Origin of the sequence: Streptomyces sp. A2-16, assembly GCF_018128905.1 — a bacterium.
Taxonomy (GTDB): Bacteria; Actinomycetota; Actinomycetes; order Streptomycetales; family Streptomycetaceae; genus Streptomyces.
Map to the genome: position 1 here is coordinate 214,503 of NZ_CP063808.1, position 18,664 is coordinate 233,166.

Here is an 18,664-nt window from a genome sequence, read left to right on the forward strand (position 1 = left end):
GGTTGGTGCCCGGGCCCGTGCCGTCCCCCGTGTGGCCGTTCGCACACCCCTTTTGCACTGATTGGGGAACGCGGAGGATTCCACAGCCCTCCTCCTGGGTGAAGGAAACCGCACAGGTAGGGAAATCGGGGATCAACCGGCATGGGTCTGACCAGCGAGACGACCGTGTATCTGATGGTGGCGCTCGCCGCCGTGTGTGTGGCACTGCTGGTCTGGTGGTGGCCACGCTTCGCCCGGCAGGGAGTGCTGCAGGTACTCGGAAGACTGGTGGCCCTGGGCACCACCCAGGTGGTGATCATCGCGGCGTTCGCGTGCTGGGTGAACTCGTCGTACCAGTTCTTCGGATCGTGGGGTGAACTCTTCGGCCGTGTGGAGACCGCTCCCGTCGGGGTGACCCAGGCGGGCGACGTGGGCGGCACCGGCACGGTGAACGGCGTCGCCGTGAAGGGGGCACTGGTGCAGCCCGCCACCGACGAGCAACTGAGCCGGGTCAGCGGACTGCCCACCGGCCCCGCCGCGGTGAACGGGCGCGTGGAGTCCGTGAAGGTCATCGGCCGCCGCACCGGCGTGGTCGACCCGGCGTTCGTCTACCTGCCGCCGCAGTACTTCCAGAAGGCGTACCAGCGGCAGCGCTTCCCGGTGATCGTCGCGCTCAGCGGCTACCCGGGCTCCATCTTCAACCTCGCCCAGCATCTGCGGGTGTCGCAGACCGCCGGAGCACTGCAGCGCAGCGGTCAGATGCAGCCGACCATCATGGTGATGATCCGGCCGACGATCGCCCCGCCGCGCGACACCGAGTGCGTGGACGTGCCGGGCGGCCCGCAGACCGAGACCTTCCTGGCCAAGGATCTCCCCGACGCCCTGAAGTCCGCCTACCGGGTGGGCCATGACGCCAGCGCCTGGGGGGTCATGGGCTACTCCTCCGGTGGCAGCTGCGCCCTGCAACTGACGATGCGCGATCCGCACGTGTACACGACGGCCGCCGCCCTGTCGCCCGACTACAAGGTCAAGGACGACGCGACGACCGGCAACCTCTTCGGCAACGGCCCGGACCGCGCCGACCGGATCAACGGGCACGACCTGATGTGGCGGCTCAAGCACCTGCCCGCCCCCCAGGTCTCCGTCCTGGTGGCCGAGAGCAAGCACGGTGAGCGCGGCTATCCGCAGACGCAGGCGTTCATCAGGGCCGTCAAGGCGCCGATGCGGGTCGCGTCGATCCTGCCCGAGCACGGCAGCCACAACTTCCCGACCTGGGTGCAGGAGATGCCCCCGGCCCTGAAGTGGATGAACCAGCAGCTGACGTTTCCTCAGGACGTCGTCCCCCGCCACCACAAGAAGGGGACGGTCGTCGCCGACCCCCCGAAGACCGACGGCACCCCGCCGAAGTCCGGTGGCACCCCCCTGCAGGCCGAGGGCCCGGAGCCCACGCCCACGGCCAGGACGCGCAGGTGAGCACGAGGACAGTGGGTCCCCGGCTCACTGCGCCGGCGCGGGCCGGGCGCCGGGGCCGGTGAGGTTCTCGGGCCGCAGGAGTACGTCCAGCCGGTCGGCGGTGAGCAGACCGAACGGCTGACCTCGGAGGTTCCGCCTCCGGCGGTCCGGCCGGTCACGCGGCGAGGAGCCTGCGCTTCTGCTCCTCGAACTCGGCCTCGGTGAGCACGCCCTGGGCCTTCAGCTCGCCGAGCTGCTTCAGCTGTTCGATCTTGCTGGTCATGTCGGGGACCGGCGGAGCGGCCTGCGGTGGGGCGGATGCGGGCGGGGGCGCCTGCTGTTCCTGCTGGGCCGCCCACCGGCCCTGCTGCCTGCGGGAGACCCGGTTGGACACGGCGGTCGCCGTTCCTGCGACGACGGCGGTGCGGGCCACCCCGCGGAGGAGACCTGGCATGGCTGTTTCCCTTCTGCCCTCAGCGGTCCCGCAGCACTGCGGGACCTTGCTCAGTGAGCGGTCTCGGTCGCGTCGAGGGCGGCGACGAGCGCGTTCACCGGAATGCGCCCGGAGGCGACCATCCGGGCCCCGCCGCGCCTCAGGGCGGCGGCGAAGGGCGCGGCCCACCGGTTCTCGTAGACGAGGATGCCGGCGGAGCTGCCGGGCTCCAGGGCGCCGGCCGCGTCGTCGATGTCGTCCTGGCCCAGGAGCCCGGACGACGCTCCCTCGAAGACGGCCAGGTCGAGCTCGCCGTCGCCGGTGAGGTCGGCGATCTCCATGCCGGTCACGGATCCGTCGGCGTCCTTCCTGACGAACACCAGGTCCAGGATCCGGATGAGCCCGCGGTCCACGAGATCGACGAGGATCGGGAAGCCCTCGCCGGTCATCCGGTTGCCGGGGAACTCCACGACCAGGTAGTCGATCGGACCCACTTCTTCGAATTCGTCGCTCACGGCGTCACCTCTGGTGCTCGTGGCTGTCGTTCCGCCCCGGCCCCCTGCCCCAATTCCATCACCGGAGCGTGGCCCCCGCACCTCGGTGGACCGTTCACCCACCTGGTTCGCCCAGGTCGCGGACCCTGCGCCGGACAGTTCTGCTTGGTGACCATGAGCGACAGTGGCGACGAACAGCTCTCGGCCGGCGAGCGCGGCGAACTGGCCGAACTACGGCGGCGGGTTCACGCCCTGGAGAGTGCCGGGCCGCCACAGCAGGGGCGGCACCATCCGCTCCGCACGCTCGGTTCGGTCCTGCTGATCCTGTTCGCCGCGCTGCTGGCGCTGCTGTCCGTCGTCGCGGTGTGGGCGAACAGCATCGTGCAGGACACGGACCGTTATGTCGGCACTGTCGGACCGCTGGCGAGCGATCCCGATGTGCAGAAGGCGGTCACCAACCGGGTCACCGACGCCGTGCTGGCGCAGGTCGACGTGGACGTCCTGGTCCAGCAACTCACGGACGCGGCCTCCGCGAAGGGGGTGCCGCCGCAGGCGGCCAAGCTGCTGGGCAACCTGGACGGCCCGATCGAGAACGGGCTCAAGCAGGTGGTCAGCAGCACGGTGGAGCGGGTGGTCACCAGCAGTGCCTTCGAGACGGTCTGGGTGAACGCCAACCGCAGGGCGCACTCGGCGCTGGACAAGGCCCTGACCGGCGACGCCAGTGGCACCGTCGAACTGAAGGACAACCAGGTCGTCGTCGACCTGGGGCCGATCGTCGCCGAGGTCAAGAGCCAACTGGTCGACGCGGGCTTCTCGCCAGCCGCGAAGATCCCGGCCGTGCACACGGACTTCGTGGTGTTCGCGTCGAAGGACATCGGCGAGATCAGGTCCTATGTGAGGGTGCTGGAGATCCTCGGCGGCTGGCTGCCCCTCATCACGCTGCTGGTCGCGGCCGCCGGGGTGTACGTGGCGTTCAACCGCCGGCACGCGCTGATCGGAGCCGCGCTGGCCGTGTTCCTCGCCATGCTGGTGCTCGGCATCGGTCTCACCGTCGCCCGCGACGTCTACCTGAACCACCTGCCCGCCGGCGCGTCCCAATCCGCCGCGGGAGCCGTGTACGACGCCCTGGTCAAGTTCCTGCGGGCCGGAGTGCGGGCCCTCGCCGCGGTCGCCCTCTTCACCGCCCTTGCCGCCTTCCTCGCGGGCCCGTCCCGGATCGCCGTCGTCACGCGCACCGGCTGCCGCAGAGGCATCGGCGCGCTGCGCGAGGTGACGACGTCGGCGGGCCTGCGTCTCGGCGCGGTCGGGCGGTTCGTCCACCGCTTCAAGCACTGGATCGGGGTGGCCATCCTGGTGGTCGCGGCGGTCGTCCTGTTCACCTGGACGTACCCCACCACCGCGGTCGTGGTGTGGACGGCGGTGGTCGTCCTGGCGGCCTTCGCGATCCGTGAGTTCCTCGACGACGACGGCGCCACCCCGCACGACGGTTCCGCCGCCGGTACCGCCGCGGCTCACTGATTCGGCTCGCCGGGCGCCTTGTCCGGGTCTACGTTGGGTGAGGAAGCCTGTGAGCCGCCGTCCCGTACTCCCGGGCCCCGGATCACGGTGAGGGCGGAACACGCTCCGGTACCGGCGCCCGATCGCGCCGGAAGCGGCGACGACCGCGACCCGGCCCGCGGCCCGTGGGCGATCCGGAGCGTCATCCACCGCCGACGGCCCGTCGCCACCGGTGCGAGCGGAGGCGACCATCCCCGGGAGCCGCTGTCATGACCGAGAACCACCTGGACGGCCGCCAGTTGCGGCACCGCACCCCGCAGGAGAGGGCCGCGCTCGGGAAGGCGGCCCGTGCCGCCGTGCCCCGTTCCAGCCACGCCGAGTTCGCGCCGGGCTCCAAGCGGCCCGACCCGCTGGAGATCATCGGGAAGCAGTCGGCGACGCGCGTGCCCGAGCTCGTGCCGATCCGCTACGGGCGGATGTCCGAGTCGCCGTTCCGGTTCTACCGGGGGGCCGCCGCCATCATGGCGTCGGACCTCGCGGAGACGCCGAGGACGGGGTTCAGGGCCCAACTCTGCGGTGACGCACACATGCTGAACTTCCGGCTGCTGGCCTCGCCGGAGCGCCGGCTGATGTTCGACATCAACGACTTCGACGAGACGTTGCCGGGCCCGTGGGAGTGGGACGTCAAGCGGCTCGCCGCCAGCCTCGTCATCGCCGGCCGGGCGAACGGCTTCAGCACCAAGGAGCGGGCCAAGATCGTAAGCGCCGCCGTGCAGTCGTACCGCGAGAGCATGCGCACCTTCGCCGGCCTCGGCAACCTGGACGTCTGGTATGCCCAGTTCGACGTGAAGTGGGTGGAGGGCCGGTTCGGGGAGGACCTGTCCGCGCGGGGCCGCGAACGCTGGGGGCAGGCGGTGGCGAAGGCCCGTTCGCACGACACCCTCCAGGTCTTCGACAAGCTCACCCATGTCGTCGACGGCAAGCGCCTCATCGCCTCCGACCCGCCGCTCATCACCCGCCTCGAGGACCTGCTGTCCGACGACCGCGACCGGCTGCAGCGGCAGATCGGCCGGCTGCTCGAGCATTACGGCAAGACCCTCCAGGCGGACCGGCGGTACCTGCTGGAGCAGTACCGGGTGGCCGACATGGCGCGCAAGGTCGTCGGGGTCGGCAGCGTCGGCACCCGCTGCTGGATCGTGCTCCTGCTGGGCCGGGACGACGAGGACCCGCTGTTCCTCCAGGCGAAGGAGGCCGACGAGTCGGTGCTCGCGCCCCACGTCGGGGCCAGCACGTATGCGACCCAGGGCGAGCGGGTCGTGTGCGGGCAGCGGCTGATGCAGGCCACCAGTGACATCTTCCTGGGCTGGGAGCGGGTCGAGGGGATCGACGGCCGCCGCCGGGACTTCTACGTACGGCAGTTGCGGGACTGGAAGTGGGTCGCCGTGGCCGAGGACATGGTGCCGCGGGGCATGCGGACCTTCGGAGCCCTCTGCGGTACGACACTGGCCCGCGCCCATGCCCGGTCCGGCGACCGCATCGCCATCGCCGCGTACCTGGGGGGCAGCGACTCCTTCGACCGCGCACTGGTGACGTTCGCCGAGCGCTACGCCGACCAGAACGAGCGGGACCACCGGGCACTCGTCGACGCCATCAGCGCCGGAAAGCTGCCCGCCGAGGCCGCCTGAGGAGGCATCCAGCCCAGGCGTTCGAACCGACGCGCCCAGCCGGCGCGGCGCCGGACTCGGGAGGACCCCATCACCGCAACGACGTCGCAGAACGGCTCCGGAGCGGCGGCACCCAACCAGCCTCCCGAAGCCGACCTCCTGAGGACCATGCTGGGCCGGCCGGAGTACCGCAAGGCCCTGGTGTTCAGCGGGCTGATCGGGGTGCCGGTGGCGCTGATCGCGTTCTGGTTCCTGGTGGCGGTCCATCAGCTGGAACGGCTGATCTGGACGGACTGGCCGAAGGACCTGGGCTGGAAGCAGGCCCCCTGGTGGTGGGCGCTCCCCCTGCTGACGCTGGCCGGTCTCCTCGTGGGCCTGGTGGCCGCGCGGCTGCCGGGCCGGGGCGGACATGTCCCGGCCGGGGGCCTGCACTCGGGCGGCATCACCGCCAAGGCACTGCCGGGCGTCCTGATCGCCGCGCTCGCGGGTCTGCCGCTCGGCGCCGTGCTGGGCCCCGAGGCACCGCTGATCGCGTTGGGCGGCGGACTGGCCCTGCTGTTCGCGCGACTGGCGCGGGCGCCCGCGACCGAGGCGAGCACGGCGCTGCTCGGGGCCGCGGGGGCGGCGGCCGCCGTATCAGCGCTGTTCGGAAACCCGATCGTGGGCGCGGTGCTGCTGATGGAGGTGGCCGGGGTGGGCGGGCCGCAGCTGTTCGCGGTGATGCTGCCTGCCCTCCTGGCCAGCGGAGTGGGAGATCTGATCTTCACCGGATTCGTCAACTGGACCGGCTTGGAGACGGGGAGCCTGGACATCGGGCTGCCCAAGCCGCCGCCGCTCGACCTGGCGGACGTGCTGTGGGTGCTGGTGCTGGCACCCGCCGTCGCGTTCGTCGTCCACTGGGCCTTCGTGGGCGGGCGGTTCGCGGCCCGCTTCGTGGCGACGCGCACGGTGCGGAACACCATCCTGTGCGCGCTGGGCGCGGCGGTCTGCGTCAGCCTCTACGCGGTCGTCACGGACCGTTCGCCGGCCGAGGCCGCTCTGTCGGGGGAGTCGACCCTGTCCGCCCTGGCACGGGACCCGCACGCCTGGTCGGTCGGGGCGCTGATCGCGGTCCTGGCCTTCAAGACCGTGGCGTACACGCTGTGTCTGGGCAGCCTGCGCGGTGGCCCCGTCTTCCCCGCCCTGTTCCTGGGCGGGGCAGCCGGTGTGCTGCTGGCACCGCTGCCCGGTCTGGGACTCGTGCCGGCGATGGCGGCCGGGATGGCGGCCTCGGTGACCGCGGCGCTGCGGCTGCCCGTGAGCAGCGTCATCCTGGTCGTCCTCCTGCTGGGCAACGTGGACACGGTGGCCCTGGTCGTCCTGGCCGCGGTCGGGTCCTTCGTCCTCACCCAGCGGCTGCCGCAGGGGCCGCCGATCCCCGCGGTCGGCGAGGGTGCGGCCGACGCGGCGACCGATCGGGCCGGCGGTCGGCCCGCCGGGCCGGTTCCGCCACGGCCGTGACCGACGGCGGGCATGACGTCGGGAGGCAGGTCATTTCGGCGCGGTACCGCCGAGGGCCGCCGTGTCCCCGTGCGCGTCCCCGTGCGGCGGAACCGACGGTCCGGGCGTGCCCAGACGGCGGGCCATCCAGGGTTCACGGGCGACGACCGCGCCGGCGGTGATGCACAGGGCCGCGACCACACAGAGCGTGATGAGCCAGGACAACAGGGTGAAGACCGCGCCCAGCGAGCCGTACTTCTCCAGGCTGTGGTTGAGGACCCTGGGCACGTACAGCGGCGCCGAGGACGTGAGGATGCTCAGGGCGGTGCCGGTCAGCAGCGCGCCCGGCAGCAGCGGCAGCCATGGCAGGCGAGCGGCCAGCAGCAGATGCTGTGTCCACCACCAGATGCACGTGTCCGCGATGAGCAGCAGGGGTACGCCGAGCCACAGGCCGAGGCCGAAGCCGTTGCGCAGGCTCCCCTGTATGGCGAACATGACCAGCCAGGCGGCGAGCCAGGCGATCCAGCGCCAGGCGGCCACCCGTGCGCCCGCCTTGGGCAGGCTCCAGGCGCGCTCGCACAACCGCTGCATGGCACGGCTGCACGCGGTGGCCGAGATGAGCACCATCAGCCCGCCCACCACACCGGTGGTCTGCCGCAGTTCGTCGGACGGCTTGCCGCTGCCCTGGACGGCCTTGTTCAGCTCGGCGTCCGCGCTTCCGGACAGCCCGAAGGCGTCGTGCACGGAGTTGACGAGCTGGTCGCGCACCGCCTGCGGGGCGATGGAGGCCACCACGAACAGCAGGGGCACGGCCGTCAGGAACGTCTGGGCGGCCAGCCGGGTCGCCGAGTCGAGCACGTTCACCGAGATCAGATGCGACAGCAGATGCGTGATCACCGGGAACCGGGTCTCGGCCCGGGACCGCAGCTCCTTGAGGCGCGACGTCATCGAGGCGCCCCGCCCGCGCCACCGTCGCCGCCGTGTTGCCCGGCGTGAGAGGCGGCGCTCGCGGCCCGCTCCGCCCCCGGTCCCTGGCTGCATGGTGCCAGCCTGCCGCCACTGCGCCCGTCCGGCCCCCGGCAGGAGCCGACTCGGGACCGAAAGGGTGAACGCGTGGTGAGGCGCGGGTGCAGCGGTGACACTGGGACCATGAGCGAGATGCGCCCCGTGACCGGGTGCGCGGAACCGCGCGGGGGCTGCGATGGTGCTTGACCTGGTGATCATCGGCCTCGCGATCGCCGTGTTCCCGCTGTCGGTGACCGCGTTCGTCCTGGTGCTGTCGGTTCGTGGGGGAACCCTGAAGGGCCTGGCCTTCATCCTGGCCTGGCTCGCCTGCTTCGTGGCCGTGCTGGCCGCCGTGCTGCTCACCACCGGCGGCGAGCCCCCGGCACCCAAGTCCCCGCCGTCCACCGCCGCGTCCGCGGTCAAGCTGGCCATCGGCGTGGGGCTGCTCGGCTACGGCTGGTACAAGTACCGTTCCCGGCACCGGAACGCCGGGCGCACGGGCCGCATACACAAGTCCTCCGGCGGACTGATGGCGCGCCTCGACCGGCTGTCCCTGTGGCAGGCGGCGGGGCTGGGCCCGCTGCTCCAGCCGTGGGGGCTCGTGGCGGCGGGCGCGGCGACGGTGGTCGACGCCGACCTGTCCCACGCCTCCTCGTACCTGGCCCTGTTCGGGTACTGCCTCCTGGCCACGAGCAGTCTCCTGGCCATGGAGATCTACACGACGTTCGCCCCGGCCTCGGCGCGGGTGCGCCTCGGGAGACTGCGTACCTGGATCGAGTCCCACCAGGAGCAGGCACTCGTGGCCGTGGCCCTGGTGGCCGGTCTGTTCCTGGTGAGCCGGAGCATCGCCCAGCTGACGTCCTGACGGACGGTTCGAGGGGCCGGCGGGCGGCCGACCCTGGCCGCCTTTTGCTTGCCAGAAGATCGACAACTGTTTAGCCGAGCAAGAGCATGTGCGTCCGCTGTGGCATGGCGGCCGCCCGCAACCTGCTCGCCGCCCCGCAGGCCCGCAAGCCGTTCGAGCCGGTGCCGTACTTCTGGTCCGATCAGTACGACATGAAGGTCCAGGCGTACGGATACCTGCGCGGTCACGACCAGGTCGCCGTGGTGGAGGGCGACTTGGCCAGTCGCCGGTTCGTCGCCGCGTACCGCACCGGCGACCGCGTCAGCGGTGCCCTCGCGGTGGGGGTGCCGCCCAAGCTGCTCCGGCAGTGGCGGCAGGCCGTCGCGTCCGGAGCGGCCTGGCGCGAGACGGTCGGGGCCGGTTCGTCGGCGATTCGCGGAGATGCGAAGGGGGAGATGTGAACACCGGCCCGCAGGTCGCTCCACGAGTTGGCGGACCTGTGGGTGCGCTTTTGCTCGTCCTTTAGTCTGGTGGCGCCGACGGCTCGGGGGCGGCGTCCGTCCGCTCTCCGTGCGGCCGGCGCCATCGTGCTGAAGTCGAAAAACAGGGGGCGCCTCATGGCGGATGAATTCAAGGTCGACCTGGGCCAGTTGCACTCCTTCGGGCGAGTGCTGAAGCAGTCCGTCACGGATCTGGAGGAGGCGCGCAGCGCGCTCTCCGCCGTCAGCGCCGACCAGATCGGGACCCCTCGGCTGGACGAGGCGTGCGAAACCTTCCAGAACAAATGGAAGTACGGGACCGGCCAGCTGAAGGACATGATCAAAGCGGTGGACGAGGGCGTGGAAAAGACCGCGCAGAGCTACCAGCAGTTCGAGGAGAACCTCTCGAAGGCCCTCAAAAAGATGGAAGAGACGCACACCGCGAATGCCGGGGGGAAGTAACCCGTGGCTGCCAACCCGTATCCGAGCCTCGGCTGGAACCCGGTACCCGGAATTCCCGAGCAGGTCACCTCGCTGCATCGCAAGGTGAAGTCCGCGGCCGACACGCTCAACAACTGCCACCGTCAGATCGAGTATCTGCTCGGGGCGAGCTCCAGCTGGCACGGCGACGCGGCGAGCGCTTTCCGGGACACCCTGGACGGCGATCTCAAGACCGCGATGATGAACGCCGGTCATTCGCTCGACAAGGCCGCCGCGGCGCTGAGCACCTGGCAGGGCGACCTGACCTCCCACCGCGACCTGGCCAAGAAGTACGACGACGCCGCGCGCGAGAACAAGGCCGACGCCGACAAGGCCCAGAGCCGCTACGACCAGGCCAAGGGGAACCCGGACCTCAAGCTCGGCGGCAAGGAGTACCCCAGCCAGGCGGAGGCGGATGCCGCGACGGAGCGTCTGCGGACGGCCGAGCGCGAACTGAACGAGGCCACCACCCACCTCAACAACGCCAACGCCGCCTACAACGACGTCATCACCAAGGCGAAGGAGCTGGAGGGCACCCACAGCGACGCGGCCGAGGCCGTCGCCCGCAGCCTCGACGAGGCCGACGACAAGCTGGCCCCCAAGGAGCCGGGGTGGTTCGACAAGGCCCTCACCGCGATCGGCGAGGGCCTCAAGGCGGTCGGCGAGTTCCTCGTGGAGCACGCCGGAACCATCGGGGCCATCGCGGGTCTGCTGGCCCTGCTGCCGACCCCGCTGGCGCCGGTCTTCGCCGGTATCGCGGTCGCGGCGAGCGCGGTCTCCATGGCCAAGAACCTTGCCAGCGAGGACTTCAGGGACTCGCTGATGGGCAAGTACGGCTTCAAGGAAGGCGCGTTCGCCTGGGCGTCCATGGTCGGTGACAGCCTCGGCATGGTGCCCGGCGTCGGCGCTCTCGCCAGGGCCGGCAGCGAGGCGGGTCTCGCGGCGGCGGTCGCACGAGAGGGCGGCGAGGCCCTGTCGTTGGGCTCGAAGCTGGGCACGTTCGGCAGGGAGATCGTGCCCGCGTTCAACTTCAAGGCGCTCGACGTGGCGACCGACCCCGCGACCGGAGTGCTCCAGTACGGCATCAACGGCGTCAACGTGGCGGCGAACATGGCCTCGTCCCTGGAAAGTCTGGGTGTGTTCCCGAAGGACGGCCCCGGACATGACGCGTCCGAGATCACGAAGGGCGCGGCCGCGTCGACCGGCCTCAAGGGCGGCGTGACGGCGATCGCGAAGGACATCGGCGAACTGATGGGCGGCATCCGGCTGTGAGTGGATTCCTTGACACGGTGGAGTCCGGGCCGAAGCCGGAGTTCTGGTACGGGCTGCCCTACGGGTACCTCCAGCTGGACCTCCGGCCGACCCCCGAGGGCATCCAGGAGGTGGCCCGTCAGCTGGCCGCACTGCCCGAGGACGTCCGGGACCGGGCCGACCAGGTGTTCCGTCTCTACTCCGTCGTCCTGACGCTGCTGCGGAGCCAGGACGTGATGGGGTGCGCGCTCGGCATGCACCCGGACGAGAGCGGGGAACCCACGCTGTCCGTCCTCACGGTCTCCACCGTCCCGACCTCGGGAGCGCACCCCGAGGCCGTGCTGCTGCAGATGCTGGGGGACGGCGGGACGGGGCCGGACGACGGCATCGTGCCCGTGGAGCTGCCCGTCGGCACCGGATACGTGTGGGAGACGGTACGGACCACGGTGGCGCCCACCGCTCCCCCCGAGGGCCAGGACGAGCCCGCGGAGGGGACCGTCTGGCAGGGCACCGTGGGGATCCCGGTTCCCCGCACCTCGTCGATCATCACCGTGCAGCTGGTCACCCCGTCACTGGAGCTGGCCGACGACTACCGCGGCGTGCTGCTCGGCGTCGCCCGCACGCTCACGTTCGCGGACCCGGCAGCACCGGCTGCGGCCGAGGCGCGCGGTGCGACCGGACCGTTCTCGGGATCCGGCTCCGGGACAGAGGAAGGGAATCCGTTCGGATGACGACGGCAAGGAAGCCCGAGGGAGACGCGGCGCCGGACACCCGGGACGCGGTGAGACACCACTACGGCGTCGTGGTGAAGAGATTCCTCCTGTACTTCCCGGTGTTCCTGGTGCTGTGGGGCCAGATCTTCGTGACGCAGATCGGGTATCTGCTGCCGGTGGCCGTCATCGGCATGGTCGGTGTCCTGTGGACGCTGTTCCTGTTCGCCGGCCGCCTGCAACTGGTCCGCAAGTGCTCGCGGGTGTTCCGGACCTACCCGCTCGCCTTCCGCGCCCCGGTGGAGAAGATCGGCCGGGAGGGGGGCAGCACCCTCTACCTGCGCCTCGGGGACCAGGCCGGCAGCCCCTTCACCCAGCGCGCCAGGACCGTCATCCGCGGCGGATGGCCGCCCGCCATCACGGACGGCGTCTGGTTCGCGGGCGACGAGCCCTTCGGCGGCGCGATCCTCGTGCCGGGCAGCGGTGAACTGCTCTTCCTGCAGCCCAGGGACTGGGCCGCGCGGGACGAGGACCGCAGCGGCGCCGGACCGGAGCGCATCGAGAAGGCCGGTCGGGCAGGCATCGGGCGTCCCGCCCGTTCCCGGTAGGGCCATACGACGAGAAGGGCCCCGTACGTCACGTACGGGGCCCTTCTCGTCGTATGCGGGCGGGGGGCGGGGCCGTAAGAGGTCCGTCAAAGGTGCGGGGGACGCCGTAAGGGAGTCGTCAACGGAGGGCCGTATCCGGCCCGAGCAGGGGTTTCCTCTAGCTGTCCGTCTCTTCCGAACCTCTTACAGGAGTTCGCGATGGCCGATCTGGCCTTCGTCGTCACCACGATCGCGCTCTTCGCGCTCGTGGCCCTTGTCGCCAAGGGGGTGACGAAGCTGTGACCGCCGAGAACATCGTCGGCCTCGTCGTGGCCGTCGCCCTGCTGGGCTATCTCGTCCTCGCCCTGATCTTCCCGGAGAGGTTCTGAGACAGACATGGGTCCCGTACTCGCGGGCGTTCTCCAGCTGCTCGCCCTCATCGGAGCGCTGGCTCTCGCCTACATCCCCCTCGGCACCTACATGGCCAGGGTCTACTCCTCCGACAAGCACTGGCGCGTCGAGAGGTGGACCTACCGGGCCGTCGGAGCCGACCCCGACACCGAGATGACCTGGACCGCGTATCTGCGCGGGGTCCTCGCCTTCTCCGTGGTCGGTGTCCTCTTCCTCTATCTGCTCCAGCGGCTGCAGGGCGTGCTGCCCGGCTCGCTCGGCTTCGACTCGGTGAACCCGGCGCAGTCGTTCAACACCGCCGTGTCCTTCGTGACCAACACCAACTGGCAGTCGTACTACGGCGAGCAGACCATGGGCCACGTCGTGCAGACGGCCGGGCTCGCGGTGCAGAACTTCGTCTCCGCCGCCGTCGGCATCGCCGTCGCGGTGGCCCTCGTACGAGGGTTCGCCCGCTCGCGCACCGGTGAGCTCGGCAACTTCTGGGCCGACCTGGTGCGCGGCACCTTCCGGATCCTGGTGCCCGGCGCCGCGATCGCCGCGATCGTGCTCGTGGCCTGCGGCGCGATCCAGAACTTCTCCGGGATCCACGAGGTCGGGCAGTTCATGGGCGGCTCGCAGCAGTGGAACGGCGGCGCCGTGGCCTCGCAGGAGGCCATCAAGGAGTTCGGCACCAACGGCGGCGGCTACTTCAACGCCAACTCCGCCCATCCCTTCGAGAATCCGACGCCGTTCACCAACCTCTTCGAGATCTTCCTGCTGCTGGTGATCCCGTTCTCCCTGACCCGGACCTTCGGGGTCATGGTCGGTTCGGTCAAGCAGGGGTACGCGATCCTCGCGACCATGGCCACCATCTGGGTCGGCTTCACCGTCCTGATGATGTGGAGCGAGTTCGCCCATCACGGCCCCGCCCTGCAGATCGCCGGCGGTGCGATGGAGGGCAAGGAGGTGCGCTTCGGCGTCGGCTCCTCGTCCATCTTCGCGGTGTCCACGACCCTGACCTCGACCGGCGCGGTGGACTCCTTCCACTCCTCGTTCACCGGGCTCGGCGGCGGGATCACCATGCTCGGCATGATGCTGGGCGAGATCGCGCCCGGCGGCACCGGCTCCGGCCTCTACGGCATGCTGATCATGGCGGTCATCGCGGTGTTCATCGCCGGGCTGATGGTCGGCCGTACGCCCGAGTACCTGGGCAAGAAGATCGGCACCCGCGAGATCAAGCTCGCCGCCTGCTACATCCTCGTCACGCCCGCACTGGTGCTGGTGCTCGCCGCGATCTCCATGGCGCTGCCGACCCCGCCGCACTCGATGCTCAACTCCGGTGCGCACGGCTTCTCCGAGGTGCTGTACGCGTTCACCTCGGCCGCCAACAACAACGGCTCCGCCTTCGCCGGCCTGAACGCGAACACCGACTGGTTCAACACCATGCTCGGCGTGGCGATGCTCCTCGGCCGCTTCCTGCCGATGGTGTTCGTCCTCGCGCTGGCCGGTTCGCTCGGCGAACAGAGGCCGGTGCCGGTCACCGCGGGCACCCTGCGCACGGAAAAGCCGCTGTTCACCGGGCTGCTGGTGGGCGCGATCCTCATCATCACCGGTCTGACGTACTTCCCCGCCCTGGCACTGGGACCGCTGGCCGAGGGGCTGGCGTCATGACCACCCGCACGGAAAGCAACGAGATGTCCACTCCCACCCTCGCGCCGCACCAGGACGCCCCCACCGGGCACAAGCCTCCCGAGGGCCGTGTCGGAGCGGGCCTCTTCGACCCCCAGCAGCTGGTGAAGTCGCTGCCGGACGCCTTCCGCAAGCTCGACCCGCGGGTGATGGTCAAGTCCCCCGTGATGTTCGTGGTGTGGATCGGGTCCGTGCTGACCACCGTGTTCTCCTTCAAGGACCCCGGCGACTGGTTCGGCTGGACCATCAGCGCCTGGCTGTGGCTGACGGTCGTCTTCGCCAACCTGGCCGAAGCGGTCGCCGAAGGACGGGGCAAGGCCCAGGCCGACACCCTGCGCAAGGCCAAGACCGACACGGTGGCCCGCCGGGTCGACGGCACCGAGGTCCCCGGCACCGAGCTGCGGATCGGTGATCTGGTCGTCTGCGAGGCCGGCGACGTCATTCCCGGCGACGGGGATGTCGTCGAGGGCGTGGCGAGCGTCGACGAGTCGGCCATCACCGGCGAGTCCGCCCCGGTCATCCGGGAGTCCGGCGGAGACCGCTCGGCCGTCACCGGGGGGACGAAGGTGCTCTCCGACCGGATCGTCATCAAGATCACGACGAAGCCCGGTGAGACCTTCATCGACCGGATGATCAACCTGGTCGAGGGCGCGGCCCGGCAGAAGACGCCCAACGAGATCGCGCTGAACATCCTGCTCGCCTCGCTGACCATCGTCTTCCTGCTCGCGGTGGCGACCCTGCCGCCGTTCGCGGACTACGCGGGCACGCACCTGACGATGGTGGTGCTGGTCGCCCTGCTGGTCTGCCTGATCCCGACCACCATCGGCGCGCTGCTCTCCGCGATCGGCATCGCGGGCATGGACCGCCTCGTCCAGCGCAACGTGCTCGCCATGTCCGGCCGGGCAGTCGAGGCTGCCGGTGACGTCTCGACGCTGCTGCTCGACAAGACCGGCACGATCACCCTGGGCAACCGTCAGGCGTCCGTGTTCGTGCCGGTGAGCGGGGTGACGGAGGCCGAGGTCGCGGACGCCGCCCAGCTGTCGTCGCTGGCCGACGAGACGCCGGAGGGCCGCTCCGTCGTCGTCCTGGCGAAGGAGAAGTACGGGCTGCGCGAGCGCCACCAGGGCGAGCTGGCCGGTGCCGAGTGGATCGCCTTCACCGCGCAGACCCGGATGTCGGGCGTGGACGTGGACGGGCGCAGGATCCGCAAGGGCGCGGCCGGTTCGGTCATCGCCTGGGTCGAGGAGCAGGGAGGTGAAGTCGCCTCTGACGCGAGGAAGTTGACCGACCGTATCTCCGAGGCCGGTGGCACCCCGCTGCTGGTCGCGGCCGAGGACGCCGAGGGCGCCCGGGTGCTGGGCGTCATCCACCTCAAGGACGTCGTCAAGGAGGGCATGCGCGAGCGGTTCGACGAGCTGCGCCGCATGGGCATCAAGACCGTCATGATCACGGGCGACAACCCGCTGACCGCCAAGGCGATCGCCGAGGAGGCGGGCGTCGACGACTTCCTCGCCGAGGCCACCCCCGAGGACAAGATGGCCCTCATCAAGCGGGAGCAGGCGGGCGGCAAGCTCGTCGCGATGACCGGTGACGGCACCAACGACGCGCCGGCCCTCGCGCAGGCGGACGTCGGCGTCGCCATGAACACGGGTACGTCGGCCGCCAAGGAGGCCGGCAACATGGTCGACCTCGACTCCAACCCGACCAAGCTCATCGAGATCGTCGAGATCGGCAAGCAACTCCTGATCACCCGGGGTGCGTTGACCACGTTCTCCATCGCCAACGACGTCGCGAAGTACTTCGCGATCATCCCGGCGCTGTTCGCGGCCGTCTACCCGGGCCTCGACAAGCTCAACATCATGGGCCTGTCCTCACCGGACTCCGCGATCCTCTCGGCGGTCGTCTTCAACGCACTGATCATCATCGCGCTGGTCCCGCTGTCCCTGCGGGGCGTGCAGTACCGGCCGGTCAGCGCCGACAGGATGCTGCGCCGCAACCTCACGATCTACGGCATCGGCGGACTGATCGCCCCCTTCATCGGCATCAAGCTCATCGACCTGCTCATCTCCCTCATCCCCGGGATCGGCTGAACGCCATGAACAACTCCGTATCGACCACCGCCCGATTGCTGTGGGCGGGCCTGCGCGCCCTGCTGGTGCTGACCCTGGTGACCGGCGTCGTCTACCCGCTGGCCGTCACCGGTGTCGCGCAGACGCTGTTCCACGGCAAGGCGAACGGCTCGGAGATCACGTACGACGGGAAGGTCGTCGGATCCTCGCTCATCGGCCAACAGGGGTACGGGCTCGACTACTTCCAGCCCCGCCCGGCGAACGGGCTGGGGGAGAACTCGGTCAACACCCGGTACAAGCTGATTCTGTCCGGTGCCACCAACCTCTCCGCGGACAACAAGGATCTGGTCAAGCAGGTCGAGGACGCCAAGGCGAAGGTCGTCAAGGACAACTCGGTGCCCGGCTACACCGTCAGGCCCTCCGAGGTCCCCGCCGACGCGGTCACCTCCTCCGGCTCCGGCCTCGACCCGGACATCTCCCCGCAGTACGCGGACCTCCAGGTCCACCGGGTCGCCGCCCGCAACGGCCTGACCGTCGCCCAGGTGCAGAAGCTGGTCGACGCACACACCGAGCGCCGCACCCTCGGCTTCATCGGCGAGCCCCGGGTGAACGTCCTCGAGCTCAACATCGCGCTCAAGTCCCTCGTGGCCAAGGGCTGATGGCGTTACCCGACCCGCGGGGGAGTCGGCGGCCCGGACGCGACCCGGGTGCGCCGGCTCCCGCCGTCATGAAGCAGGTACGTCCTCACGACGTACGACAGGAAGGCGCACGCCGATGACACGGGTGCTGGTGGTGGAGGACGACCCGCAGCTCGTACGGGCCCTCGTCATCAATCTCCAGGCACGCCGGTACGGGGTCGACGCGGCCCCCGACGGAGCCACCGCGCTGCGGCTCGCGGCCGCCCGGCAACCCGATGTCGTGATGCTCGACCTCGGCCTGCCCGACATGGACGGCGTCGAGGTGATCAAGGGCCTGCGCGGCTGGACCCGGGTGCCCATCCTGGTGCTGTCCGCCCGCCAGGGCTCCGACGAGAAGGTCGCCGCGCTCGACGCCGGCGCCGACGACTACGTGACCAAGCCGTTCAGCATGGACGAACTCCTCGCCCGGCTGCGGGCCGCCGTCCGGCGCACCGAGGACACACCGCTCGCCACGGGGACGACGTTCGTCGAGACGGCGGACTTCACCATCGACCTGCTGGCCAAGAAGCTGCACCGGGACGGCCGCGACGTACGCCTCACGCCCACCGAATGGCACCTGCTGGAGATCCTGGTGACCAGCCCGGGACGGCTGATCACCCAGAACCACCTCCTCGAGGAGGTCTGGGGGGTCACCGGGAGCGGCAAGACCAACTACCTGCGGGTCTACATGGCACAGCTGCGCCGCAAGCTGGAGGCCGACCCCTCCCGCCCCCGCCACCTCGTCACCGAGCCGGGCATGGGGTATCGGTTCGAGATGTGAACGGCACATCGTCTGGCGTCGCATGGCGCCACGTGGCGCCGATTGGCGCCATGTGGTGCCATCCTGCGTCGGAGCATGTTTTCGCAGGTGAGGCGCCTGTAGGTCTCCCTCGTCTCTCTCCAGTACCCTCGAAGCTTGCGCGTAGTGCCAATGTGGTGCCATGATGGCGTCATGGACCTCACCCCGTATGTCGACAACCTCCGCCGCGAACTCGCGGTGGCTGCCGAGGCCGGAGGCGACGAAGCCCGTGAGCTGGCCGACAGGCTGACCGCTCCCCTGGAGTCGGCGACCCGGCTGGTCATGCTCAACGTGCTCTCCGCGGCGATGGACGAGATCACCCGCGAACTCGCCCCCGGCTCGGTCGACGTACGACTGCGCGGACTCGACCCCGACTTCGTGGTGACCCTGCCGTCCACCGAGGACGCCGCCCCGGTGGAGCCGGCCGCACCCCTCGAACCGGTCAGGACCCCGGTCGCCGACGCGGACGAGGGCGGCACCGCACGCGTCAACCTCCGACTGCCGGCCCATCTCAAGACGCGCGCCGAGGAGGCCGCGAGCCACGAGGGCCTGTCGGTCAACGCGTGGCTGGTGCGTGCCGTGTCCGCCGCGGTGGACGGCGGAACCAGGCCGCGCACCCCGGGCAAGGTCCAGAACGTCGGACAGAGCTTCACGGGCTGGGTGCGCTAGCCACCAGGCCCACGAAA

19 protein-coding genes are annotated in these 18,664 nt (G+C 70.4%); 16 read left to right on the plus strand and 3 right to left on the minus strand.

Annotated features, from left to right (window positions below; translation table 11 throughout):
• Positions 1 to 141: 141 nt before the first annotated feature.
• Positions 142 to 1,452: an alpha/beta hydrolase-fold protein gene (locus IOD14_RS01025; protein WP_123990552.1), complete on the plus strand. Its 1,311-nt coding sequence runs from the start codon at positions 142 to 144 to the stop codon at positions 1,450 to 1,452.
• Positions 1,453 to 1,606: 154 nt separating this feature from the next.
• Here the strand turns inward: IOD14_RS01025 and IOD14_RS01030 are convergent, their stop codons facing one another.
• Positions 1,607 to 1,885 (minus strand): SHOCT domain-containing protein, encoded by a 279-nt coding sequence (locus tag IOD14_RS01030; RefSeq protein WP_123990553.1) that lies wholly within the window; start codon positions 1,883 to 1,885, stop codon positions 1,607 to 1,609.
• A gap of 50 nt (positions 1,886 to 1,935) precedes the next feature.
• Complete coding sequence (locus tag IOD14_RS01035; RefSeq protein ID WP_174269188.1) at positions 1,936 to 2,379, minus strand: DUF6325 family protein; 444 nt, start codon at positions 2,377 to 2,379, stop codon at positions 1,936 to 1,938.
• A gap of 153 nt (positions 2,380 to 2,532) precedes the next feature.
• On the opposite strand from IOD14_RS01035, the gene IOD14_RS01040 reads away from it, so the two are divergent.
• The 3 genes from IOD14_RS01040 to IOD14_RS01050 all read left to right on the plus strand — a co-directional run bounded on the left by IOD14_RS01040 (position 2,533) and on the right by IOD14_RS01050 (position 7,019).
• Complete coding sequence (locus IOD14_RS01040; protein WP_249125791.1) at positions 2,533 to 3,876, plus strand: hypothetical protein; 1,344 nt, start codon at positions 2,533 to 2,535, stop codon at positions 3,874 to 3,876.
• A gap of 248 nt (positions 3,877 to 4,124) precedes the next feature.
• On the plus strand, positions 4,125 to 5,540 hold the full coding sequence (locus IOD14_RS01045; protein ID WP_212669427.1) for a DUF2252 domain-containing protein: 1,416 nt from the start codon (positions 4,125 to 4,127) through the stop codon (positions 5,538 to 5,540).
• Positions 5,541 to 5,687: 147 nt separating this feature from the next.
• Positions 5,688 to 7,019, plus strand: coding sequence for a chloride channel protein (locus tag IOD14_RS01050; RefSeq protein WP_212669428.1), 1,332 nt, complete (start codon positions 5,688 to 5,690; stop codon positions 7,017 to 7,019).
• A 30-nt stretch (positions 7,020 to 7,049) separates the two neighbouring features.
• Here IOD14_RS01050 and IOD14_RS01055 read toward each other — a convergent pair whose 3' ends face one another.
• Positions 7,050 to 7,946: a YhjD/YihY/BrkB family envelope integrity protein gene (locus tag IOD14_RS01055; protein WP_123990556.1), complete on the minus strand. Its 897-nt coding sequence runs from the start codon at positions 7,944 to 7,946 to the stop codon at positions 7,050 to 7,052.
• A 253-nt stretch (positions 7,947 to 8,199) separates the two neighbouring features.
• On the opposite strand from IOD14_RS01055, the gene IOD14_RS01060 reads away from it, so the two are divergent.
• The 12 genes from IOD14_RS01060 (at position 8,200) to IOD14_RS01115 (ending at position 18,647) form a co-directional block, all read left to right on the plus strand.
• Positions 8,200 to 8,868, plus strand: coding sequence for a GAP family protein (locus tag IOD14_RS01060; RefSeq protein ID WP_212669429.1), 669 nt, complete (start codon positions 8,200 to 8,202; stop codon positions 8,866 to 8,868).
• Between the two features lie 86 nt (positions 8,869 to 8,954).
• Positions 8,955 to 9,308, plus strand: a complete 354-nt coding sequence (locus IOD14_RS01065; RefSeq protein WP_212669430.1) for an oxidoreductase C-terminal domain-containing protein — start codon at positions 8,955 to 8,957, stop codon at positions 9,306 to 9,308.
• A 156-nt stretch (positions 9,309 to 9,464) separates the two neighbouring features.
• Positions 9,465 to 9,788, plus strand: coding sequence for a hypothetical protein (locus IOD14_RS01070; RefSeq protein ID WP_123990558.1), 324 nt, complete (start codon positions 9,465 to 9,467; stop codon positions 9,786 to 9,788).
• 3 nt (positions 9,789 to 9,791) lie between these two features.
• On the plus strand, positions 9,792 to 11,078 hold the full coding sequence (locus IOD14_RS01075; RefSeq protein WP_123990559.1) for a WXG100 family type VII secretion target: 1,287 nt from the start codon (positions 9,792 to 9,794) through the stop codon (positions 11,076 to 11,078).
• A complete protein-coding gene (locus IOD14_RS01080; protein WP_123990560.1) occupies positions 11,075 to 11,788 on the plus strand; it encodes a hypothetical protein in 714 nt (237 codons plus the stop codon). Before IOD14_RS01075 ends, IOD14_RS01080 begins: the two co-directional genes overlap by 4 nt.
• Complete coding sequence (locus IOD14_RS01085) at positions 11,785 to 12,375, plus strand: hypothetical protein (RefSeq protein WP_123990561.1); 591 nt, start codon at positions 11,785 to 11,787, stop codon at positions 12,373 to 12,375. The genes IOD14_RS01080 and IOD14_RS01085 overlap by 4 nt, the downstream gene beginning before the upstream one ends.
• 278 nt (positions 12,376 to 12,653) lie before the next feature.
• Positions 12,654 to 12,743: a K(+)-transporting ATPase subunit F gene (gene kdpF, locus IOD14_RS01090; protein ID WP_016434100.1), complete on the plus strand. Its 90-nt coding sequence runs from the start codon at positions 12,654 to 12,656 to the stop codon at positions 12,741 to 12,743.
• A gap of 7 nt (positions 12,744 to 12,750) precedes the next feature.
• Positions 12,751 to 14,415, plus strand: coding sequence for a potassium-transporting ATPase subunit KdpA (kdpA, locus tag IOD14_RS01095; RefSeq protein ID WP_123990562.1), 1,665 nt, complete (start codon positions 12,751 to 12,753; stop codon positions 14,413 to 14,415).
• Positions 14,412 to 16,523 carry a potassium-transporting ATPase subunit KdpB gene (gene kdpB / locus IOD14_RS01100; protein ID WP_212669431.1) on the plus strand — a complete coding sequence of 704 codons (2,112 nt, stop codon included), beginning with the start codon at positions 14,412 to 14,414 and terminating at the stop codon, positions 16,521 to 16,523. Before kdpA ends, kdpB begins: the two co-directional genes overlap by 4 nt.
• A gap of 5 nt (positions 16,524 to 16,528) precedes the next feature.
• Positions 16,529 to 17,161: a potassium-transporting ATPase subunit C gene (locus tag IOD14_RS01105; RefSeq protein ID WP_123990563.1), complete on the plus strand. Its 633-nt coding sequence runs from the start codon at positions 16,529 to 16,531 to the stop codon at positions 17,159 to 17,161.
• Positions 17,162 to 17,276: 115 nt separating this feature from the next.
• Positions 17,277 to 17,960, plus strand: coding sequence for a response regulator (locus IOD14_RS01110; protein WP_212669432.1), 684 nt, complete (start codon positions 17,277 to 17,279; stop codon positions 17,958 to 17,960).
• Between the two features lie 171 nt (positions 17,961 to 18,131).
• On the plus strand, positions 18,132 to 18,647 hold the full coding sequence (locus IOD14_RS01115) for a toxin-antitoxin system HicB family antitoxin (RefSeq protein WP_212669433.1): 516 nt from the start codon (positions 18,132 to 18,134) through the stop codon (positions 18,645 to 18,647).
• Positions 18,648 to 18,664: the final 17 nt, after the last annotated feature.

Bases quoted from the DNA above. Each gene is read 5' to 3' on its own strand.
- IOD14_RS01025 (WP_123990552.1), top strand. From the start codon at position 142: ATGGGTCTGACCAGCGAGACGACCGTGTATCTGATGGTGGCGCTCGCC.
- IOD14_RS01030 (WP_123990553.1), bottom strand. From the start codon at position 1,885: ATGCCAGGTCTCCTCCGCGGGGTGGCCCGCACCGCCGTCGTCGCAGGA.
- IOD14_RS01040 (WP_249125791.1), top strand. From the start codon at position 2,533: ATGAGCGACAGTGGCGACGAACAGCTCTCGGCCGGCGAGCGCGGCGAA.
- IOD14_RS01045 (WP_212669427.1), top strand. From the start codon at position 4,125: ATGACCGAGAACCACCTGGACGGCCGCCAGTTGCGGCACCGCACCCCG.
- IOD14_RS01050 (WP_212669428.1), top strand. From the start codon at position 5,688: ATGCTGGGCCGGCCGGAGTACCGCAAGGCCCTGGTGTTCAGCGGGCTG.
- IOD14_RS01055 (WP_123990556.1), bottom strand. From the start codon at position 7,946: ATGACGTCGCGCCTCAAGGAGCTGCGGTCCCGGGCCGAGACCCGGTTC.
- IOD14_RS01060 (WP_212669429.1), top strand. From the start codon at position 8,200: ATGGTGCTTGACCTGGTGATCATCGGCCTCGCGATCGCCGTGTTCCCG.
- IOD14_RS01065 (WP_212669430.1), top strand. From the start codon at position 8,955: ATGTGCGTCCGCTGTGGCATGGCGGCCGCCCGCAACCTGCTCGCCGCC.
- IOD14_RS01070 (WP_123990558.1), top strand. From the start codon at position 9,465: ATGGCGGATGAATTCAAGGTCGACCTGGGCCAGTTGCACTCCTTCGGG.
- IOD14_RS01085 (WP_123990561.1), top strand. From the start codon at position 11,785: ATGACGACGGCAAGGAAGCCCGAGGGAGACGCGGCGCCGGACACCCGG.
- kdpA (WP_123990562.1), top strand. From the start codon at position 12,751: ATGGGTCCCGTACTCGCGGGCGTTCTCCAGCTGCTCGCCCTCATCGGA.
- kdpB (WP_212669431.1), top strand. From the start codon at position 14,412: ATGACCACCCGCACGGAAAGCAACGAGATGTCCACTCCCACCCTCGCG.
- IOD14_RS01105 (WP_123990563.1), top strand. From the start codon at position 16,529: ATGAACAACTCCGTATCGACCACCGCCCGATTGCTGTGGGCGGGCCTG.
- IOD14_RS01110 (WP_212669432.1), top strand. From the start codon at position 17,277: ATGACACGGGTGCTGGTGGTGGAGGACGACCCGCAGCTCGTACGGGCC.
- IOD14_RS01115 (WP_212669433.1), top strand. From the start codon at position 18,132: ATGGACCTCACCCCGTATGTCGACAACCTCCGCCGCGAACTCGCGGTG.